The organism is Vibrio misgurnus (assembly GCF_029635775.1).
Lineage (GTDB): Bacteria > Pseudomonadota > Gammaproteobacteria > Enterobacterales > Vibrionaceae > Vibrio > Vibrio chanodichtyis.
The window spans coordinates 1,282,933-1,299,728 of record NZ_CP113241.1 but is presented as its reverse complement, the minus strand read 5'-3'; the positions used below and the strand labels follow the sequence as shown (position 1 = coordinate 1,299,728).

The 16,796-nt window shown below is 46.9% G+C and carries 17 protein-coding genes and 1 pseudogene; 13 read left to right on the top strand and 5 right to left on the bottom strand.

The features are described 5' to 3' along the window. The first annotated feature begins 293 nt into the window (after positions 1-293). Genes OOK74_RS06135 through OOK74_RS06120 form a run of 4 tightly spaced genes read left to right on the top strand, consistent with a single transcriptional unit; the run spans position 294 to position 3,703 of the window. Positions 294-1,730: a 6-phospho-beta-glucosidase gene (locus OOK74_RS06135; RefSeq protein ID WP_274721534.1), complete on the top strand. Its 1,437-nt coding sequence runs from the start codon at positions 294-296 to the stop codon at positions 1,728-1,730. 50 nt (positions 1,731-1,780) lie between these two features. Further along, positions 1,781-2,785 carry a LacI family DNA-binding transcriptional regulator gene (locus tag OOK74_RS06130; RefSeq protein WP_274721535.1) on the top strand — a complete coding sequence of 335 codons (1,005 nt, stop codon included), beginning with the start codon at positions 1,781-1,783 and terminating at the stop codon, positions 2,783-2,785. Positions 2,786-2,837: 52 nt separating this feature from the next. After that, the gene (locus OOK74_RS06125; RefSeq protein ID WP_274721536.1) at positions 2,838-3,200 is read left to right on the top strand and encodes a RidA family protein; all 363 of its coding nucleotides are present in this window, start codon (positions 2,838-2,840) and stop codon (positions 3,198-3,200) included. Positions 3,201-3,232: 32 nt separating this feature from the next. Next, complete coding sequence (locus tag OOK74_RS06120; protein ID WP_274721561.1) at positions 3,233-3,703, top strand: NanQ anomerase/TabA/YiaL family protein; 471 nt, start codon at positions 3,233-3,235, stop codon at positions 3,701-3,703. An 80-nt stretch (positions 3,704-3,783) separates the two neighbouring features. Here the strand turns inward: OOK74_RS06120 and OOK74_RS06115 are convergent, their stop codons facing one another. Continuing rightward, the gene (locus tag OOK74_RS06115; RefSeq protein ID WP_278182437.1) at positions 3,784-4,494 is read right to left on the bottom strand and encodes a glycerophosphoryl diester phosphodiesterase; all 711 of its coding nucleotides are present in this window, start codon (positions 4,492-4,494) and stop codon (positions 3,784-3,786) included. Between the two features lie 30 nt (positions 4,495-4,524). Continuing rightward, positions 4,525-4,701, bottom strand: a pseudogene (locus OOK74_RS06110) (DeoR/GlpR family DNA-binding transcription regulator); the annotation flags it as partial. A gap of 102 nt (positions 4,702-4,803) precedes the next feature. Here OOK74_RS06110 and OOK74_RS06105 point away from each other — a divergent pair. The 7 genes from OOK74_RS06105 (at position 4,804) to OOK74_RS06075 (ending at position 10,720) form a co-directional block, all read left to right on the top strand. Then, positions 4,804-5,562: a DUF3450 domain-containing protein gene (locus OOK74_RS06105; protein ID WP_274721538.1), complete on the top strand. Its 759-nt coding sequence runs from the start codon at positions 4,804-4,806 to the stop codon at positions 5,560-5,562. Further along, entirely contained in the window at positions 5,562-6,935 is a 1,374-nt protein-coding gene (locus tag OOK74_RS06100) for a MotA/TolQ/ExbB proton channel family protein (protein ID WP_278182436.1), read from the top strand. The genes OOK74_RS06105 and OOK74_RS06100 overlap by 1 nt, the downstream gene beginning before the upstream one ends. A 9-nt stretch (positions 6,936-6,944) precedes the next feature. Beyond that, positions 6,945-7,484 carry a MotA/TolQ/ExbB proton channel family protein gene (locus OOK74_RS06095; protein WP_274721540.1) on the top strand — a complete coding sequence of 180 codons (540 nt, stop codon included), beginning with the start codon at positions 6,945-6,947 and terminating at the stop codon, positions 7,482-7,484. Next, positions 7,481-7,885, top strand: coding sequence for an ExbD/TolR family protein (locus tag OOK74_RS06090; protein ID WP_274721541.1), 405 nt, complete (start codon positions 7,481-7,483; stop codon positions 7,883-7,885). Before OOK74_RS06095 ends, OOK74_RS06090 begins: the two co-directional genes overlap by 4 nt. Then, positions 7,885-8,505, top strand: coding sequence for an energy transducer TonB (locus OOK74_RS06085; RefSeq protein ID WP_278182435.1), 621 nt, complete (start codon positions 7,885-7,887; stop codon positions 8,503-8,505). The genes OOK74_RS06090 and OOK74_RS06085 overlap by 1 nt, the downstream gene beginning before the upstream one ends. Further along, a complete protein-coding gene (locus tag OOK74_RS06080) occupies positions 8,502-9,680 on the top strand; it encodes a tetratricopeptide repeat protein (RefSeq protein WP_274721543.1) in 1,179 nt (392 codons plus the stop codon). The genes OOK74_RS06085 and OOK74_RS06080 overlap by 4 nt, the downstream gene beginning before the upstream one ends. A 191-nt stretch (positions 9,681-9,871) precedes the next feature. After that, entirely contained in the window at positions 9,872-10,720 is an 849-nt protein-coding gene (locus OOK74_RS06075; RefSeq protein WP_274721544.1) for a DNA ligase, read from the top strand. A gap of 98 nt (positions 10,721-10,818) precedes the next feature. Here OOK74_RS06075 and OOK74_RS06070 read toward each other — a convergent pair whose 3' ends face one another. Both OOK74_RS06070 and OOK74_RS06065 read right to left on the bottom strand, forming a co-directional pair. Beyond that, the gene (locus tag OOK74_RS06070) at positions 10,819-12,189 is read right to left on the bottom strand and encodes an MATE family efflux transporter (RefSeq protein WP_274721545.1); all 1,371 of its coding nucleotides are present in this window, start codon (positions 12,187-12,189) and stop codon (positions 10,819-10,821) included. 300 nt (positions 12,190-12,489) lie between these two features. After that, complete coding sequence (locus OOK74_RS06065; RefSeq protein WP_277205936.1) at positions 12,490-13,356, bottom strand: fructosamine kinase family protein; 867 nt, start codon at positions 13,354-13,356, stop codon at positions 12,490-12,492. Positions 13,357-13,751: 395 nt separating this feature from the next. On the opposite strand from OOK74_RS06065, the gene OOK74_RS06060 reads away from it, so the two are divergent. Continuing rightward, positions 13,752-14,093, top strand: coding sequence for a DUF3802 family protein (locus tag OOK74_RS06060; RefSeq protein ID WP_166014944.1), 342 nt, complete (start codon positions 13,752-13,754; stop codon positions 14,091-14,093). A gap of 28 nt (positions 14,094-14,121) precedes the next feature. On the opposite strand, the gene OOK74_RS06055 is transcribed toward OOK74_RS06060, so the two are convergent. Beyond that, on the bottom strand, positions 14,122-14,622 hold the full coding sequence (locus tag OOK74_RS06055) for a C40 family peptidase (protein WP_274721832.1): 501 nt from the start codon (positions 14,620-14,622) through the stop codon (positions 14,122-14,124). An 88-nt stretch (positions 14,623-14,710) separates the two neighbouring features. On the opposite strand from OOK74_RS06055, the gene OOK74_RS06050 reads away from it, so the two are divergent. Further along, positions 14,711-16,729 (top strand): methyl-accepting chemotaxis protein, encoded by a 2,019-nt coding sequence (locus OOK74_RS06050; RefSeq protein WP_274721833.1) that lies wholly within the window; start codon positions 14,711-14,713, stop codon positions 16,727-16,729. The last annotated feature ends 67 nt before the right edge of the window (positions 16,730-16,796 follow it).

The following is a 16,796-nucleotide window of genomic DNA, read 5'->3' as shown; positions in this document are numbered from 1 at the left end:
TATTGCTCCTTGCTTAGCGTTATTGAATGTTTGATTCGAAAAGTAAAATGGAAGGGTATTCGAATAAATACCAACCTTTGGTTAACGTTTTGAGTCTAGACGTTATTTTACGGTAACACTAATTAGAATTGTCGATAGTTGTGATAGGCGATATTGATCTTGTTCATATTTCTATCATTTATTACAGAAACCGGTTACAGAAACCGGTTACATTTTGTGTTTTTTTGCGATATAGTGCTGATAATTTGAACCGATTAACGATCGATGTCTGATGCTATAAGAAAGAGGTTTTCATGATTAAATCTATATTTAATAAGGATTTTTTGTGGGGTGGTGCGGTGGCGGCGCATCAGGTTGAAGGCGGATGGGATCAAGGTGGCAAAGGCGTCAGTATTGTCGATGTCTTGACGTGTGGCGCACATCAAGTTCCACGTCGTATCACCGATGGAATTATGAATGATGAGTTATATCCTAATCATCAAGCCGTCGATTTTTATCATCACTATAAACAAGATATTGCCCTGTTTGCAGAAATGGGTTTCAAATGTTTCCGTACCTCAATTGCGTGGACGCGAATTTTCCCGAATGGCGATGAGGCTGAGCCGAATGAAGCCGGCCTACAATTTTACGATGATTTGTTTGATGAACTGCTGAAGTACCAGATTGAACCTGTCATTACGCTGTCACATTTTGAGATGCCATTACATCTGGTCAAGCAGTATGGCAGTTGGCTCAATCGTGAGTTGGTTGATCAGTTTGTAAAATTTGCCCAAGTAGTGATGCAGCGTTATCAGCACAAAGTGAAATACTGGATCACCTTCAATGAAATCAATAACCAGCGGAACTGGGCATTGCCAATCTTTGGCTATTGCAATTCAGGGATGCTGTATGCCGAGCAAGCTCATCCAGAGCAGGCGTTGTATCAAGTACTGCATCATCAATTTGTTGCTAGTGCGTTAGTGGTAAAATTGGGGCATGAGATTAATCCGGAGTTTAAGATTGGCAGTATGATCCATATGATGCCGCTTTATCCGGCGACGTCACACCCTGAAGATGTACTGTTAACTCAAGAATTGATGCGTGAGAAATACCTGTTTAGTGATGTGCAAGTGCGTGGTGCTTACCCCAGCTATCTACGCAAAGAGTGGCAACGCAAAGGGATTGAGGTTGCGATGCAAGCGGGCGATGAACAGATCCTGCGCCAAGGTTGTGCCGACTATTTAGCGATCAGCTATTACATGAGCAACATTGTGTCTGCCGAGCCAGTGCAACAGAGTGAAAATACCTCAATGTTTGGTGCTAGCCGCTTAAATCCGTACCTTCCTGCTTCGGATTGGGGCTGGCAGATTGACCCTCAAGGCCTGCGTTATGCGCTTTCCGAGTTATACGAGCGTTATCAAAAGCCGATTTTTGTGGTAGAAAATGGCCTTGGTGCAGTAGATGAGCTGGAAGCGGATGGTTCGATCAACGATGATTACCGGATTGACTACTTATCTGCACACATTACTGCGCTCAAACAAGCGATAGATTATGATGGGGTTGAGGTGATGGGGTACACTCCTTGGGGCTGTATCGATTGTGTCTCTTTCACCACCGGTGAATATAAAAAACGTTACGGCTTTATCTATGTGGATAAACATGACGATGGCAGTGGCACGATGGCTCGCGCTAAGAAAAAGAGCTTTTATTGGTATCAACAAGTGATTGCTAGTAACGGTGAAAAGCTTTAACTAAACAGTGTCGGCGACCTTAGGGTCGCCGTTAATGATTAAGGATTGTGATGGCAACCATAAATGATGTGTGTAAATTGGCGGGGGTATCTAAAGCGACGGTATCGCGAGTACTTAATGATACCGGGCAAGTGAAAGCACAAACACGTCAAGCGGTATTAAGTGCCATTCAGCAGCTTGATTATCAACCAAATAGTTTAGCTCAAGCGCTTGCCACCAATATCAGCCACTCGATTGGTTTAGTGTTACCACAGTTTGAAAGCAGTTATTTTGGTTCGATTTTATATGCAGCAGAGCATGGTGCGCAGCAAGCAGCCAAAAAATTACTGGTGGTAAACAGCAAAAACAGTGCGCAAGGTGAGGCAGAAGCGGTGGCAACATTAGCTGCCCAGCGCTGCGATGCGATTTTGCTCTACAGTCGTCACTTAAGTGAGGCGCAGTTGCTAGAATTGCAACAGCACTCTCCGGCATTAGTTATTCTTAATCGTCATTTAACGCATCCTCAACTGCACAGTTTTGCGCTTGATCAAGCACAAATTGCTCAATTAGCGATGCAGCATTTATTACGCTTAGGCCATCGTCATATTGCCTGTATTAGTTCGCCATTGAACAGTGAAACGGGCAAAATTCGCCATCAAATCTATCAACAAACATTGGCGGAACATCAGATAACCCTCAATTCAGCATGGAGTGTAGAAGGGGATAACACTTTGCTTGGGGGTTATCAGGCGATGCAGCAATTGTTACAGCGTAAGCTGACGATCAGCGCGGTGTTTGCCTGTAACGATGATATGGCGCTTGGTGCGCTACGTGCTATGTATGAGCACAATATCGCGGTTCCCACTCAGATGAGTATCATCGGGATTGATAACGAACCTGCCGCCGCTTTCGCGATCCCAAGTTTATCGAGTGTCAGTTTGCCCATCGTTGATTTAACCGAACAGGCGATGGCTCTGGCGATTGAAATTGCCAATAAGAAGCAACAACCCGCGCAGCATCGACTCTATCAGGGGCAATTGATCTCCCGTGAATCGACATTAGCACTCAGTGTGTAAACGGGTTAAGTTTAGATAAAATATCAACCAAAACAACGGAATATTATTACTGATGACCATACACCGCATTAATCCTGGCCCACGTTGGTCTGATATTACTGTCTTTAATGGTATTGCTCACTTTGTCGAAGTGGCGGACAGTGACAGTTCGGCAGACATGCAAGGCCAAGTCGAGCAGATTTTGGCGCAGGCAGAGCGCCAATTGGCCAAAATTGACAGTGATCGCACACGCATTCTCTCGGTCACGATTTATGTCACCGATTTTGCTGAATTGCCACGGCTTAACCAAATATGGGATGCTTGGTTCCCGGTCGGCTGCGCGCCAAGCCGTGCCTGTGTTAAAGCAGAATTGGCGGATCCGGCCTATAGGGTTGAGATGGCCTTTGTTGCTGCCGCTGGCGCGCAGTATCAATAACTTCGAATCGTATTCAGTATAAGGAAAACATGATGTTTATTGGTCAGATCTCTCAGCGCCAATTTTGCGCTGCACTATCACCCAAATTGCAAACGTTGATCAGCGAAGTGATACAGCGCGTAGCGACTCCGCTCGCGACAGGTAAGTATGAGCTACAAGGTGATACCGCCTTTTTTCTGGTGATGGAAGATCACACTCAGCCATTGGCACAGCGTCGCAGTGAATGCCATGCCCGTTATTTGGATGTACAAATTGTGCTGCAAGGTCGCGAACGTTTTGGTTACAGTCTGGCTCCATTTAATGGGTTGGATGATGATCAATTAGCTAGCCGCGATCTGGCATTCAGTGAACAGTTGGCCGAAGAGCGATTTGTCGATTTGATGGCCGGGGATTTCATTGTGTTTTATCCCGGTCAACCGCATCGCCCATTGATAGCGGTAGAAGGCGAGGGTGAGCCGGTACGTAAAGTGGTGATTAAGGTGGATAAGGCTTTTTTTGAGTAAAAAGGTTGAGTTACCGAAGTGAAACCATGAAAAACGCCCATTTGTATGGGCGTTTTGCTGAAATTCATTCAGCGGGAAAACTAGTTGATAAAGCGCTCTGGAAAGTCAGAAAAAATCGCATCCACTTTGTCCAAATAACGAAATTTATCCACTTGATTGAGGGTGTAACACCAGATCTGGTAACCGCCATTTTTCAGATCCCGAATATGCTTTTCGGTGATCCATCGGTAGTTAAGGTTACAGCTAAACGCATTTACCTGCTTGAGTACCTGCCGATCGCGCTGCGTTAACCGCTCGCTCAATATCCCTAATCTATAGCCCGGACAGTGCTGATGTAGCTGCAAAATAATCTCGTGACTAAAGCTCGACAGTAAGATTTTGTCGGCAACCAGTGGGCTTTGGTCAAGTTGGGCTTTCAGGTTTTGCACCACGCTGGCCACATCATGCCTATCGACTTTGACTTCAATATTTAGCCCTAAATCATGCTCAGCCGCCAGCTCAAGCAGCTCTTCCAGCATCATAATAGGTTCTGCTGAAAAACCGGGATCAAACCAAGCACCGAAATCAAACTGCTGTAACTCAGCAAGTGTGTACTCATCAACGCGACCTTTGCCATTGCTACAACGGTCAAGCGTATGGTCGTGGCACACCACAAGTATATTATCTTTGGTCGGTTGCACATCCACTTCAACCCAAGATAAGCCAAGGTTGATTGCAGCTTGTACACTGACGCGGGTATTTTCTGGATAGCTACCGGCCACTCCACGGTGGCCGACGATGATAGAAGGCATTATGCTTCCTTAGTGAGGATCACGCTCAAATCACGATTCAATAAGTTCGACGTGGTGCAACACTGCCAACTGCTGAAAAATAGGCGTTATTTGATCAATAAACAGCCGAACCATTTCCGGCAGTTCACCACTGACCACCGGAGCATAGCGCTCTAATTGGCTTTTGTCTGCAACTAACCCGCACAGTTCACTGGAGTGGATGGTAGCGTTAATTTGTCAATAAACCGCAACAATGCATCAAGTTTGGTTGATAATGAGAGCGCTTCTCAATAGAATTACGACTATTCCTTAAACGGCTAAGCTCAACTCATGAAAAGATGTCTCTTAATCGCTTGTACCTCGGCATGCTTGCCTGTGCACGCGGCTTCGCTCGATCAGGCGCAAGCGATCCAAACTAGTACCCATCAAGCTGCGGCGCACAGTCAGCAAAAAATTGACCGCAGTGCGGAAAAGAGCCTAGTGCTGCGCGCAGAAATTGAGCAGTTAAACGAAGAAGTAAAAAATTTGCAGGTGTATCGCGATCATTTGCAATCTCTGGTGGCTAATCAGCAACAAGAGATGACCAGCCTGGCACTGCAGACCGAAGAGATTAAGCGTACCCGCCAAGGCATAGTTCCTTTGATGTATGACATGATTGAGGGACTTGAAGATTGGGTTGCACAAGATAAACCGATCCGTCTCGCCGCTCGTCAACAACGGATTGAAACGTTACGAGCGCTGATGCCGCGTGCCGATGTGAGTGATGCGGAAAAATACCGCCGCATTCTAGAGGCGTACCAAATCGAGCTGGATTACGGTAACAAGCTCGGTACCTATTCTGCACCCATTACCTTACCGTCAGGGCAACAAGTACAAGTTGATGTGCTGTATTTAGGCCGTTTAGTGCTGTTGGCACGCAGTTTAGATGGTGAACAGTTTTGGAACTGGAATGCCAAAGCGCAGCAGTGGCAGTCATTGTCAGAGGCGCACAAGCGCGATTTGACCGCCGCCTACCAACTGGCACAACAGCAAATTGCACCTACCTTATTGAATTTACCGGTCTCTTTGACTGTGGCGGAGACAAAATAATGATGTTGAAACACACGAGACTGGCGCTGGCCCTGAGTTTGCCATTGATGCTGGGGATCAGCTCGGCTATCGCCAATGATAACCTAGTGCAGAAAGCCACACAGAGCAAAACTCAGCAGCAGCAACATAATCAGCAGCGCGAAGCGGGCTTTACCCAAACCGAGCAGCAGTTACAAGCTGCTAAAGCAGAATTGAATGCACAGCGCAGTCGCTTACAAAAAGAGGCCGATGCATTAGCGGCTCAGTTTAGTACTAACGAAAATAGCTTGGCGCGACTGGAAGAAACGTTGCGTCTTGAAACAGGCAGCTTAGGGGAAATGTTTGGTGTCGTGCGCCAAAATGCCAAGCAGCTACAAAGCGAGTTAGCTCAATCGGTGACTGGGGTTCACACTCGTGCCGAACAGCAAACCATCGAGGAAGTGGTGGCGGCGAAAACCTTGCCTTCAATGACCCAACTGCGCAGTTTATGGCAAGCGCTCAGCACGGAAATCCAAGCCAGTGGCCAAGTTCAGCCAACTCAGTTGAATTGGCTCTCTGGGCAAGGGCAAGCACAATCTGTCGCGGCACTGCGTTTAGGCTCATTTGGACTGATCACCGATCAAGGTTATGTCAAGTGGGACAATGCGCGCCAACAAGCGGTCAGTTATCAACAACTGCCAAGCCATTTTCCGAGCTTGCCGCGTATTCAATCCTTGGCTGATGGTGACGTTGTCACTATGAATGTTGACCCCACACGCGGTTTACTGTTAGAACAATTAGCTCTTACGCCGACACTAAGTCAGCGTCTGCAAGCTGGCGGGGTCATTGGTAATGTAATCTTAGTCTTGCTCGGCGTGGGACTGATAATTGCCCTGTATCGTGGCATGGTACTGCTTACTTTGCGCCACAAAATCACCGCACAGCTAAAAAATCCTGCTGAGCCAGGTAATAACCCACTCGGTCGCATCTTAGCGGTTTACAACAAAGAGCAGCAACGCAGTGTCGAAGCGCTTGAACTACGCCTATTAGAAGCGGTTGTTGATGAACAAAATCACCTGGAAACCGGTTTATCAATGCTCAAACTGTTGGCGGCTTTAGCGCCAATGTTGGGTCTGCTTGGTACAGTAACAGGCATGATTGAAACCTTCCAAGTGATCACTCAATTTGGTAATGGCGATCCGAAAGTGATGGCGGGCGGGATTTCGATGGCTCTGGTCACCACGGTTGAAGGTCTGATTGCGGCTATTCCGCTGTTGCTGGCCCACAATATTCTCAGTGCTCAAGCTGAGGCGATTCGTAATATTTTGGAAAAACAAGGTATTGGTCTAGTTGCACAACAAGCTGAACGCGATTGTGTGACTTCATCGCCAGTTCAAGTTGGATCGGCCGCATAAGGGGGCGTGATGAATTCAGCATTCTCTTGGCTGTTGGATTACTGGCAGCCGTTGGCCGAATTTATGGCACAAGGCGGGGCCGTACTTTGGTGGTTAGCGGCGGTGGTGTTGCTGTGTTGGTTGTTGGTGATTGAGCGGCTGCTGTTTTTGAGCCTGACCTTTCCAAAACAGCGTCAACACTGGGTTGGGTTATGGCAACAGCGCGCGGATCAACACAGTTGGTTTGCCCATTCGATTCGTCAACAGTGGTTGGGTGAGGCTCATAACGCTTTAAATCAAAACCTTAATTTGGTTAAGGTGTTGGTGGCCATCTGCCCGATGTTGGGGTTGCTAGGTACGGTAACGGGAATGATCTCGGTGTTTGATGTGATGGCCACTCAGGGCAGTAGCGATCCGAAATTAATGGCTTCGGGAATTTCGCTAGCGACTCTACCGACTATGGCCGGTATGGTCGCGGCATTAGCCGGACTGTTTGTACACGCTCGTTTAAGTAAAACCTGTCGTCGATTAGAAATGAAATTAGAACAAGCGTTAAGGAGCCAATCATGAGACTCGGGCGTAGAACGTCAAAGCAAGATGAAGCACAGATCGATCTGACTTCGATGCTCGACATCGTCTTTATCATGTTAATTTTCTTTATTGTTACCAGCTCCTTTGTGCGTGAATCTGGAGTGGAAGTCAATCGCCCAACCGCCGCCCACGCGGTTAGCCAAAAACAAGCGGGGATTTTTGTGGCGATTACTGCTGCCAACGATATCTACATTGATAAACGTCAAGTGGATGTTGAACGAGTGCAAGCTACGTTAGAGCATTTACTGCTTGATCAACCGGAAGCCTCTTTAGTTATCCAAGCTGATGAGCATGCGTTTAACGGCACCGTGGTTAAAGTGATGGATGCCGCCAAAGGTGCAGGGGTGAAAAGTATTGCGTTAGCGGCGGAGCCATCTTAATGGGACGCTTACTGCTGGCGAGCCCGCTCGCCCTTGCTGTCACGCTGGCTCTGTTTAGTTTGATGGCTTGGATGGTTGATCACGGTGGAAAAAGTATTGCCAAGCCGACGGCGGCACTGAGCTTTGCGATGGTGATGGTTGAGCAAGAGCAAGATGTACAGCGCAGACAGCGCAGTGTCCCACCTCCGCCGCCAGTGCCAGAAATTCCCACCCAAGCACCTGCGAAAGCGCAACAAACGACCGCGTTAGCGATCTCATCGCTCAATCCACAGGTCAATTTAAACCTTAGTACCGCTATCCAAGGCGTGGCGGTCAACGCACCACAATTTGGTGAGTTCTCGGTTAATCAGCAAGTGATGCCGTTGCATCGGGTCGAACCAAACTATCCAGCCAGAGCGTTACAACGTCGAGTGGAAGGTTATGTGATTTTGCGTTTTAGTATTGATGAACTCGGTAAAACGCGAGATATCGAAGTGGTGGAAGCTAACCCACAACGCTATTTTGAGCGCGAAGCGATGATGGCACTGCGTAACTGGAAATATCAACCGAAAATGGTTGATGGTAAAGCGGTTAGCCAATTAGGCCAGACGGTTCGACTGGAGTTTAAACTAAACCAATGAAACGACGAATTTTAAGTTATTTATTGCTGTCTTGCTTCTCAGTCGCCAGTTATGCCGCTGAATTAAGTCCCTACACGGCCAATCGAGTCATGCAAGCCAATCAGTTGGCACAGCAGAATAAGATCAATGATGCGATCCAAGTTCTTAAGCAAACTGAAATCAGCCGTAGTTATGATCGGGCCTATGTAGCGCGGATGTTGGGAGTGTTTTATTGGCAAAATGATCAGATCCCAGCCGCGATCAGCTCACTCAAGTTGGCGGTTGAAAGTGATGAGTTGCAAGATCAGCAAGCGTGGACCACGCGTAAAATGCTGGCGGATTTGTTAACTAGCCAGCAGCAATATCGTCCAGCGCTTCAACATTATTATCAACTGGCCGCAGCGATTCCAAGTGAGCAAAATGGCGCAGATCTTTGGCTGCGAGTTGCGCAGTTACATTTCCAGTTGCAAGAGTGGCCCGCGGTGCTCAAAGCCGTAGGACACTCTGCCCAGTATGCACCGCAAGATGCCGTGTTGCCGCTTTCGCTGCAATTGGGTGCCGAACTCAATTTAGAACGCTGGCAGCCTGCAATCCGCAGTTTAAAGCGATTATTGGTGCTCGAACCGCAAAAAAGCGAGTGGTGGCGTCAATTAGTCAGTTTGGAATTACGTGTCGGCCAGCCTAAACATGCATTGAGCACACTCGCGTTGGCGAAACTACAGCAAGTAGAACTGACCCAGCAAGATTTGCGTTTACTGGCCCAACTCTACGCTCAGCATGGAGTGCCGGAACGTGCCGCGCAAGTGTTAGACAGCTTAGAGGATGCCGCCAGTAATCAGCAACTAATCACTGAACGCGCCATCTATTGGCAGAGAGCGAAAGAGTGGGATAAAGCGATCGCCACTTGGCGCTTAGCGGCCAAACAAGAGGCGAAATATCATTGGCAAGTCGCTCAGTTGTTATTGCAAGAAGGGCATTATCAGCAAGCATTAACAGAGCTTGAGCTGGTCAAGGAGCCTGATCAACAAGCACAAGTGGCGTTGGCAAAAACCCGCGCTTTGTATAAGTTGAATCAGTTAGAGGCTGCATTACTGCAAGCTAAGCGCGCCGACACTCTGCAAGCTTCCGACAGTGCGAAACAATGGATTAAATATCTCTCTCACTTGCGGCAAGCGCAATCTAGATCAAATGTTTAAAACGATAGTTGCAACCTTTTAATTGATGGCAGGTGGTGTATAGAATTGCTGGTTTGAGCAAGCTGAGATGTAACATGCCAGCGACTCAATAGCGGGATTTAATGAACTGCTTCGCAGCATGAGCGGATCGAACTGTTACCCATCTCCTCGGCTGATCAGAATGAATTAGCTTACTCATCAAGGAGATGACCATGCTAATTCGACTGACACTCATTGCTGCGGCAATCTTGCTGGCGCAGCACACTGCAGCTAACGATGAGCCGCACTCCGCTATCCCGCTCACCTTTGCTAAACATTATCAACCCGGCATCAATCTTGAAGATTACTGGAAGAGTGAAAAACTCGATGGTATTCGTGCGATTTGGACCGGCCAGCAGTTGATAACCCGTAGCGGCAAACCGATCTCGGCTCCTCAATGGTTTACCCAATCACTCCCCCCTTATGCATTGGAAGGTGAATTGTGGGCGGGCCGTGGCAATTTTTCATTGGTACAACAAACCGTTTTAGATAAGCAACCAGCGGAAGCTGCTTGGCGACGCATTCAGTTTATGCTGTTTGATTTGCCACAAACCGCCGGCGATTATCGGCAGCGCTACGATCATTTGGTGGCATTAGTCCGCGATGTTAATCAGCCCTACATTCAATATGTGACGCAGACGCCCATCCAATCAGAGCATGATCTCACCGCTTATCTGGATGAGATTCTTGAGCAGTCGGGGGAGGGCGTGATGCTGCGTAAAATTGATACTCGCTATCACGTTGGACGTAGTCATACTTTGCTCAAACTGAAAAAATACCAAGATGCGGAAGCTACCGTGATCGGTTATCGCTTAGGCACGGGTAAATATCATGGTCAAATGGGCTCGATTTTGGTGCGGGGCGTCGATGGAATCGAGTTTTATATCGGCAGCGGATTTAGTGATCAGGAGCGTGCTGCGCCACCGGAAATGGGTAGTTTAGTGACTTATCGTTATAACGGGGTAACGAGTGAGGGCAAGCCAAGATTTGCGCGCTTTGTCCGGATCAGAGAAAACCATTAAATCTGCTTTCGCGGCCTAGCCCAGTTAGGCAAGAGATGACAGAATTTGAACTCTATCAGGCCAACTGGTGAGTGCTGGCCTGATGAAAGTTTGCTGAACTAGTGGCCGACTGCGAGTGGGGTATTGATCGTTTGTTTTTGGATCCAACGCAGCCGTTGGCCTAACATCAAGGCTGAGGCAGAAAGGCCAATGATAAAGCCGAGCCAAAACCCTTTAGCCCCTAATGGTTGTTCAGTTAGCCAATCGGTCATGCCCAAAATATAACCCATAGGTAAGCCCAGTACCCAGTAAGCGATAAAAGTGCGATAGAAAATGGCCGTCATATCTTTGTAACCGCGTAGTGCTCCAGCCGCAACCACTTGTACCGCATCCATACATTGATAAATCGCAGCGAGTAATAATAGTTGCATGGCTAAAGTGATCACCACTTGGTTTTCGGTATACAGCAAAGCAATCTGCTCTCGAAATAGCACCGTGAGTAACGCGGTGATACATGCAGTGGCTAAGCCAGTCAGCAGACCTACATTGGCGGCAATCGCCGCACCTTGGCTATCTTGCTCACCCAATTTGTGCCCAACACGGATTGAAACCGCTGCGCCAATACTCATCGGGAACATAAAGACCAAAGAAGAGAAGTTGAGTGCCACTTGGTGCGCCGCCACGACAGTTGAACCTAACGGAGCCACCATCAGTGCCACCACCGCAAATAAGGTCACCTCAAAAAACAGTGCCGCCGCGACCGGAAAGCCTAAGCGAAATAGTCGGATCAGCTCTTTGGGTTGTGGCTTATGCCAACTGGCAAAGACTTTTACCTGCGCCAGCCGTTGAGAAGTCATGATATAAAACAGCAGCAAAAACAGCATGATCCAGTACACAATCGCAGTAGCAACCCCACAGCCAACCCCACCTAATGATGGCGCACCAAATTTGCCGTACACAAAAATCCAGTTCAGCGGAATATTGAGCAGCAAGCCAATAAATCCAATCACCATGGCGGGCTTGGTCAGTGACATACCATCGGTAAAACTGCGCAGCGCTTGAAATAGTAAATAGGCTGGCACCGCAAACATGACCGCATGCATATAACCCACGGTTTTGCTTGCCATCGCTGGTTCCACATTCATAAATTGAATGATCACTTGCGTTTGAAATAATACACCGATGATCGGGATCGAAATCAGTAGTGCGAGGGCTAAACCTTGCTGTACTTCAAATGGGATCTTGTGTTGACGCCCAGCACCATTCAGTTGTGCTACCACCGGGACTAATGCCAGCAGGAGTCCAACGCCAAACAGAATTGAGGGGAGCCAAATACTCGCAGCAATTGAAACCGCTGCCATATCCAGCGCACTGACACCGCCTGCCATGACAGTATCGACAAAGCCCATTCCAGTTTGAGCAACTGATGCAATCAGCACCGGTGTGGCAAGTTTAATTAAATTTGAGGCTTCTTGTTGGTAGCGATGCACAGAGTTCTCCAAAGGGGAAAAGCCAAAAGAGGCTAAACGCTACAGTCGGTAGACTTAACGTATGATAATCGGCGCATGATAATGAAATGTGATACTAAGCTCCATTAAAAACTGAGATAACTGATTAATCGTTAAGTGATAAGTGATAAGTGAGGAGTGTAAGGGAGCGGGTGCGTGGCACTATTTCGTTGATGTGCGGAAAGAACCGTAATAAAAAGAGCGCCAAGTTATGGCGCTCTAAGAGCTGTCTGCATGTTAACGATCAAAAAATCGGCTTATCGAGTAATAACCTAGATTGATTTATGAAGTTAAAATCTTATCAATTAATTTTTGAGCCTCAGCTAAATAGTGACCACCAAACTGGTTGTAATGGTTGAGCAGATGATAGAGGTTATAAATATCTTTGCGCTCTTCATAGCCCCAATCCAGTGGCCAGATACTTTCATAGCCTTGAAAAAACTCCGGCTGGAAACCACCAAAATATTCGGCCAGCGCAATATCACACTCTCGATCGCCCCAATAACAGGCGGGATCAAAACATAAAGGTCCATTGACCGAATGGGCAACATTGCCAAACCACAGATCGCCATGCAATAGCGATGGGCGTGGTGAATGATTGGCTAAACGCTGTTTGATCAGTTCTACAAACTCATCAATATTGATCAGTACAATCCCTTTTTCTTGCAGCAATTGTAGCTGCCAACCAATCCGTTGTTCGGCAAAAAACAGCGGCCATTTTTTGTGCCATGGATTGGGCTGCACCGTGGTACCAATATAGTTATCAATATCGAAACCAAACTCTTTTTGTTCACCCCAACGGTGTAAATGAGCCAGTTCAACCCCCAATTGATAGCTTTTTTTCGCATCATCCAGTGGTTTTATCGGTAAATAGTTGAGGACCAAATAAGCGTGGTTTTTACTGATACCATGCAGAAGGTAATCAGGTACTTGCACGGTATTTGTTTCACGCATGATGCGCAAACTCACGACTTCAGCTTCAAATTTACTTAATAATTGACGCTGGTTCACTTTCACAAAATAACGATCAATACCATCGCTCACCATAAAACATTGGTTAATATCACCACCATGCACTTTCTCTTTTTCTACGATGTGAAAAGATTTGCCCATCTGTTCAGATAGTTGTTGAATAATGGCTGGCCACATAATTCAAGCCCTCGGTTATTGACTCTACTTATTGGTTAGTGTAGGTCAAGCGAGATAATATAAAAGGTTATCCTGATATATAAATCTCTCTTGAGTAAAAATTGCAGCAACAGAAACCGCTAACTGTGATTTAACGCATAAAATCATCATGTTCACTTTCGTACTATCAGGTTCCCAGTCAGATTGGTATTGGGTGCAGTACATAAATGTCAATAATCAAATGACAAATCTCTAAGCAAGATGATTCTGGCTGATAATTGATCGGTTTCAGCCGAGTTTGATTATGAATCTCATCACTCACGTTTACTTCTGTGCAGATGACATTCGATGGCTTAGTATGATAAAACCAAGCATAAATCAACTGGCGAACAGCAGCCGTAAAATGGAGAACAAATGTGGTTGTAGAAACCGATGGCTACCTAGCCTTGATTGAACATCTTTCATTTAATATCAATGTATTTACTCAAGAAGGGGATACTGGTAGTGAAAGTGTTGAAGATGTCATCACCGATATGGTGGCCAGTAACATTATGGCTATTTTTGAACAAAACCCAGAGCTGCATTCCAGTGTCCGCTTCCAATTATTAAAAGAAGCGGATGCAGTAGTCGACGATTTAAGTGAAGTGTTAGCTGGTGTTTGGTTGCGTCCTGCCACTAATGAACAGATTGTTTTTTTAGATGAATATATCGCGTTAGTAAAAAACTTATTTGATTCCGCGGTAGCTAAATACGACTAGCTGGCGGCCAATTCCTCATCTCACTGGTTTAATTTTGCATCAATGGCGGGTTTTCAACTCGCCTGAAATGCCATAACTTAGCCGCCCAATATTGATTATCGATGCGCGAGATAATGACGCCTTTTGAGGTCGATGCATGCATAAACTGCTGATTGCCTAGATAAATTCCAACATGAATATTAGTGCGAGAGGTTTTGAAAAAGACCAAATCACCATACTGAGCTTGATGATGGGCAATCCGAGTTCCGGTTTGCGCTTGAGATACCGTGGTTCTAGGTAAACTTAGTTGCCATGCATCACGGTAAGCTTGTTGTACAAAAGCTGAACAATCCACGCCGCGTTTATTATTGCCACCCAATCGGTAAGGCACACCTTGCCACTCACTAAATACATTCGAAAAATGGCTCGCTGCGGGTTGATTGGCGACTGAAGTGGATGGTGTTAACTCTGCCTCTTTCGGTGGAGTCGCACTACACCCCGCTAAGATCAGCATAATAAATAGGGAAAACGTTGGCTTAAACGTCAACATAAGTCACCTTTTTGACAAAAAAATGAAATAAAACTGCAATCGATACTGCCTACCATGACGTCGACTCTCAAATTTAAGACGCACATACATGGCTTTGACAAAAAATCTTTCCTTAACGCAAACCCTTGGCGCAGTGTTGCTGTGCATTACCATACTGATGATCGCATTATCTGTCACCAGTTTGCGCGGTATCCAGCGGGTTGGCGCGCAATTTAGCCAACTGTCTGAGCAAGCGTTACCCTTTGCGCTCAATAATGCCGCGTTAACCCAAAATTTGCTGGAGCAAGTGCAATACCTTGGTTATGGCACGCGCAGTCAAAGCGAAGCCGAACTTAACCAAGTATTGGCTGAATGGCAAAGGCTGGATGTGCAAGCCCGTGATCAAATCGAGCTTTTACTGCAAAATGTTCAGCAGCAGGGTAGCGCACAGCAAGAATCGATCTCATCATTGCAAAATGTGATTGCTCGTTTTCAGCAGTTAGCACAATCCATCCTCTCGTTACAGCAAATCCAATTGAGCAAATCGGTTCAGATCGATCAGCAAGCACAGCAATTTCGTTATGGCTTGAGTTCGATTGGGCCAGAAATGAGTCGTATCGCCTCCTTTTTAGCGTTAGAAAATCCAGAAGCGATGGATGCTGCCAACCGTTTTACCGCCAGTGCCAGTGCGATGGAGAGTGCATTTTTATTGTTGTTGATTGAACAAGATAGACAAGTTGCACAGCAATATCGTCAAGAGCTGAGAAATCGCCAAGCGGGCTTAGCATTGGCCTTTGATGATTTCCAAGAGTGGTATCCAGAAATCAGTGAGTACGCTAGTTTAACCGCCCCTTATGCTATGGTGTTAGAGGGTTTTAAAGCCCAAGCTGTTATCGAACAAATCATCAATAAACTGCAAGATGCCCAACAACAAAATACCGATTTTGCTCATGCCTCTATTGCAGCACAGCAATTGATCACGCAACTTAATCAATGGTCGATTATGGCTCAGCAGCAGATTGTGCAAGATAAACAAGAGGTCAGCGCGACCATCGCTACAGTGACAAACATAGTGCAAGCCGGTGGGGTGCTTTTAGTCGTGGCGATCTTGATGGTGTGGTTTGCTCTGCGGCGCTGGATTGGCCGTGCGCTGTTCAATATCCGATGCCATCTTGAACGATTGACTCAGCATCAACTCAATCACTCACTTGCGCTGGTCGGGCCCAAAGATTTTCAAGATGTAGCGCAGCAGTTAAACCAAGTGATTGCCTCAACTCATGAATCGTTGGCTTTAGTGACCCGTAACTGTGAAACGCTTTATCAAACTGCAGAATTGAGTCATGGCTCGGCAGAGCAATCTAATCACAGCTTGGCTGCGCAAAATCAAGCTTTGCTGGCGATGGCGGCCACCATTAATCAGTTGGAAGCCTCGATTCGTGAAATCGCCGGGGTCAGTAATGATTGCCGCAGCGATTCTAGCCAAGCGGCAGAGTATTCTGCGCAAGGGGTAACCGTGGTTGAACAAAACCAACAACGCTTACAAGCGCTGGAAAATACCTTAAATGTCAATGATGCGGCGATGTCTGAGCTTAATCAGCGCGTTACCCGTATCCGTGAAATGGTCGATATGATCAGTGGCATTGCTGATAGCACCAATCTGCTGGCGTTGAACGCCGCAATTGAAGCCGCCCGCGCAGGAGAACAAGGCCGTGGCTTTGCGGTGGTAGCCGATGAAGTGCGTAAACTGGCCAGTGATACCAGCAAACAGACCACCAATATCCGCGATATGATGAATGAACTAGTTAGCTCCGCGAACCGTTCTCGTCAAGCGGTGGACGAGTCGCGCCATGAGATGATCTCTGCATTACAATCGAGTGAAGAGGTGAAAACCACTTTTGTCCAGATTGAACGTGCAGTGGCGCATATTCGTACGCGAGTCGCACAGATTTCCGCTGCGACCGAAGAGCAACAGCGTGCTACTGCTGATGTGAATCAAGCGGTCACTCAGATCTCTGATCAGGGGCAGCAAACCAAATTCCAATTGGATGCGATGTTAGAAAGTGCTGAGCAAGTGGCCGATATTGCCGGTCATCAGCAAGCGATGCTGCATAAATATCAATTGAACTGATCACTTTAGTTACGGCCTTTATTTTGCCACTGTCGAGTAGTGAGTAGCGCAGTGACAAAATAATCGC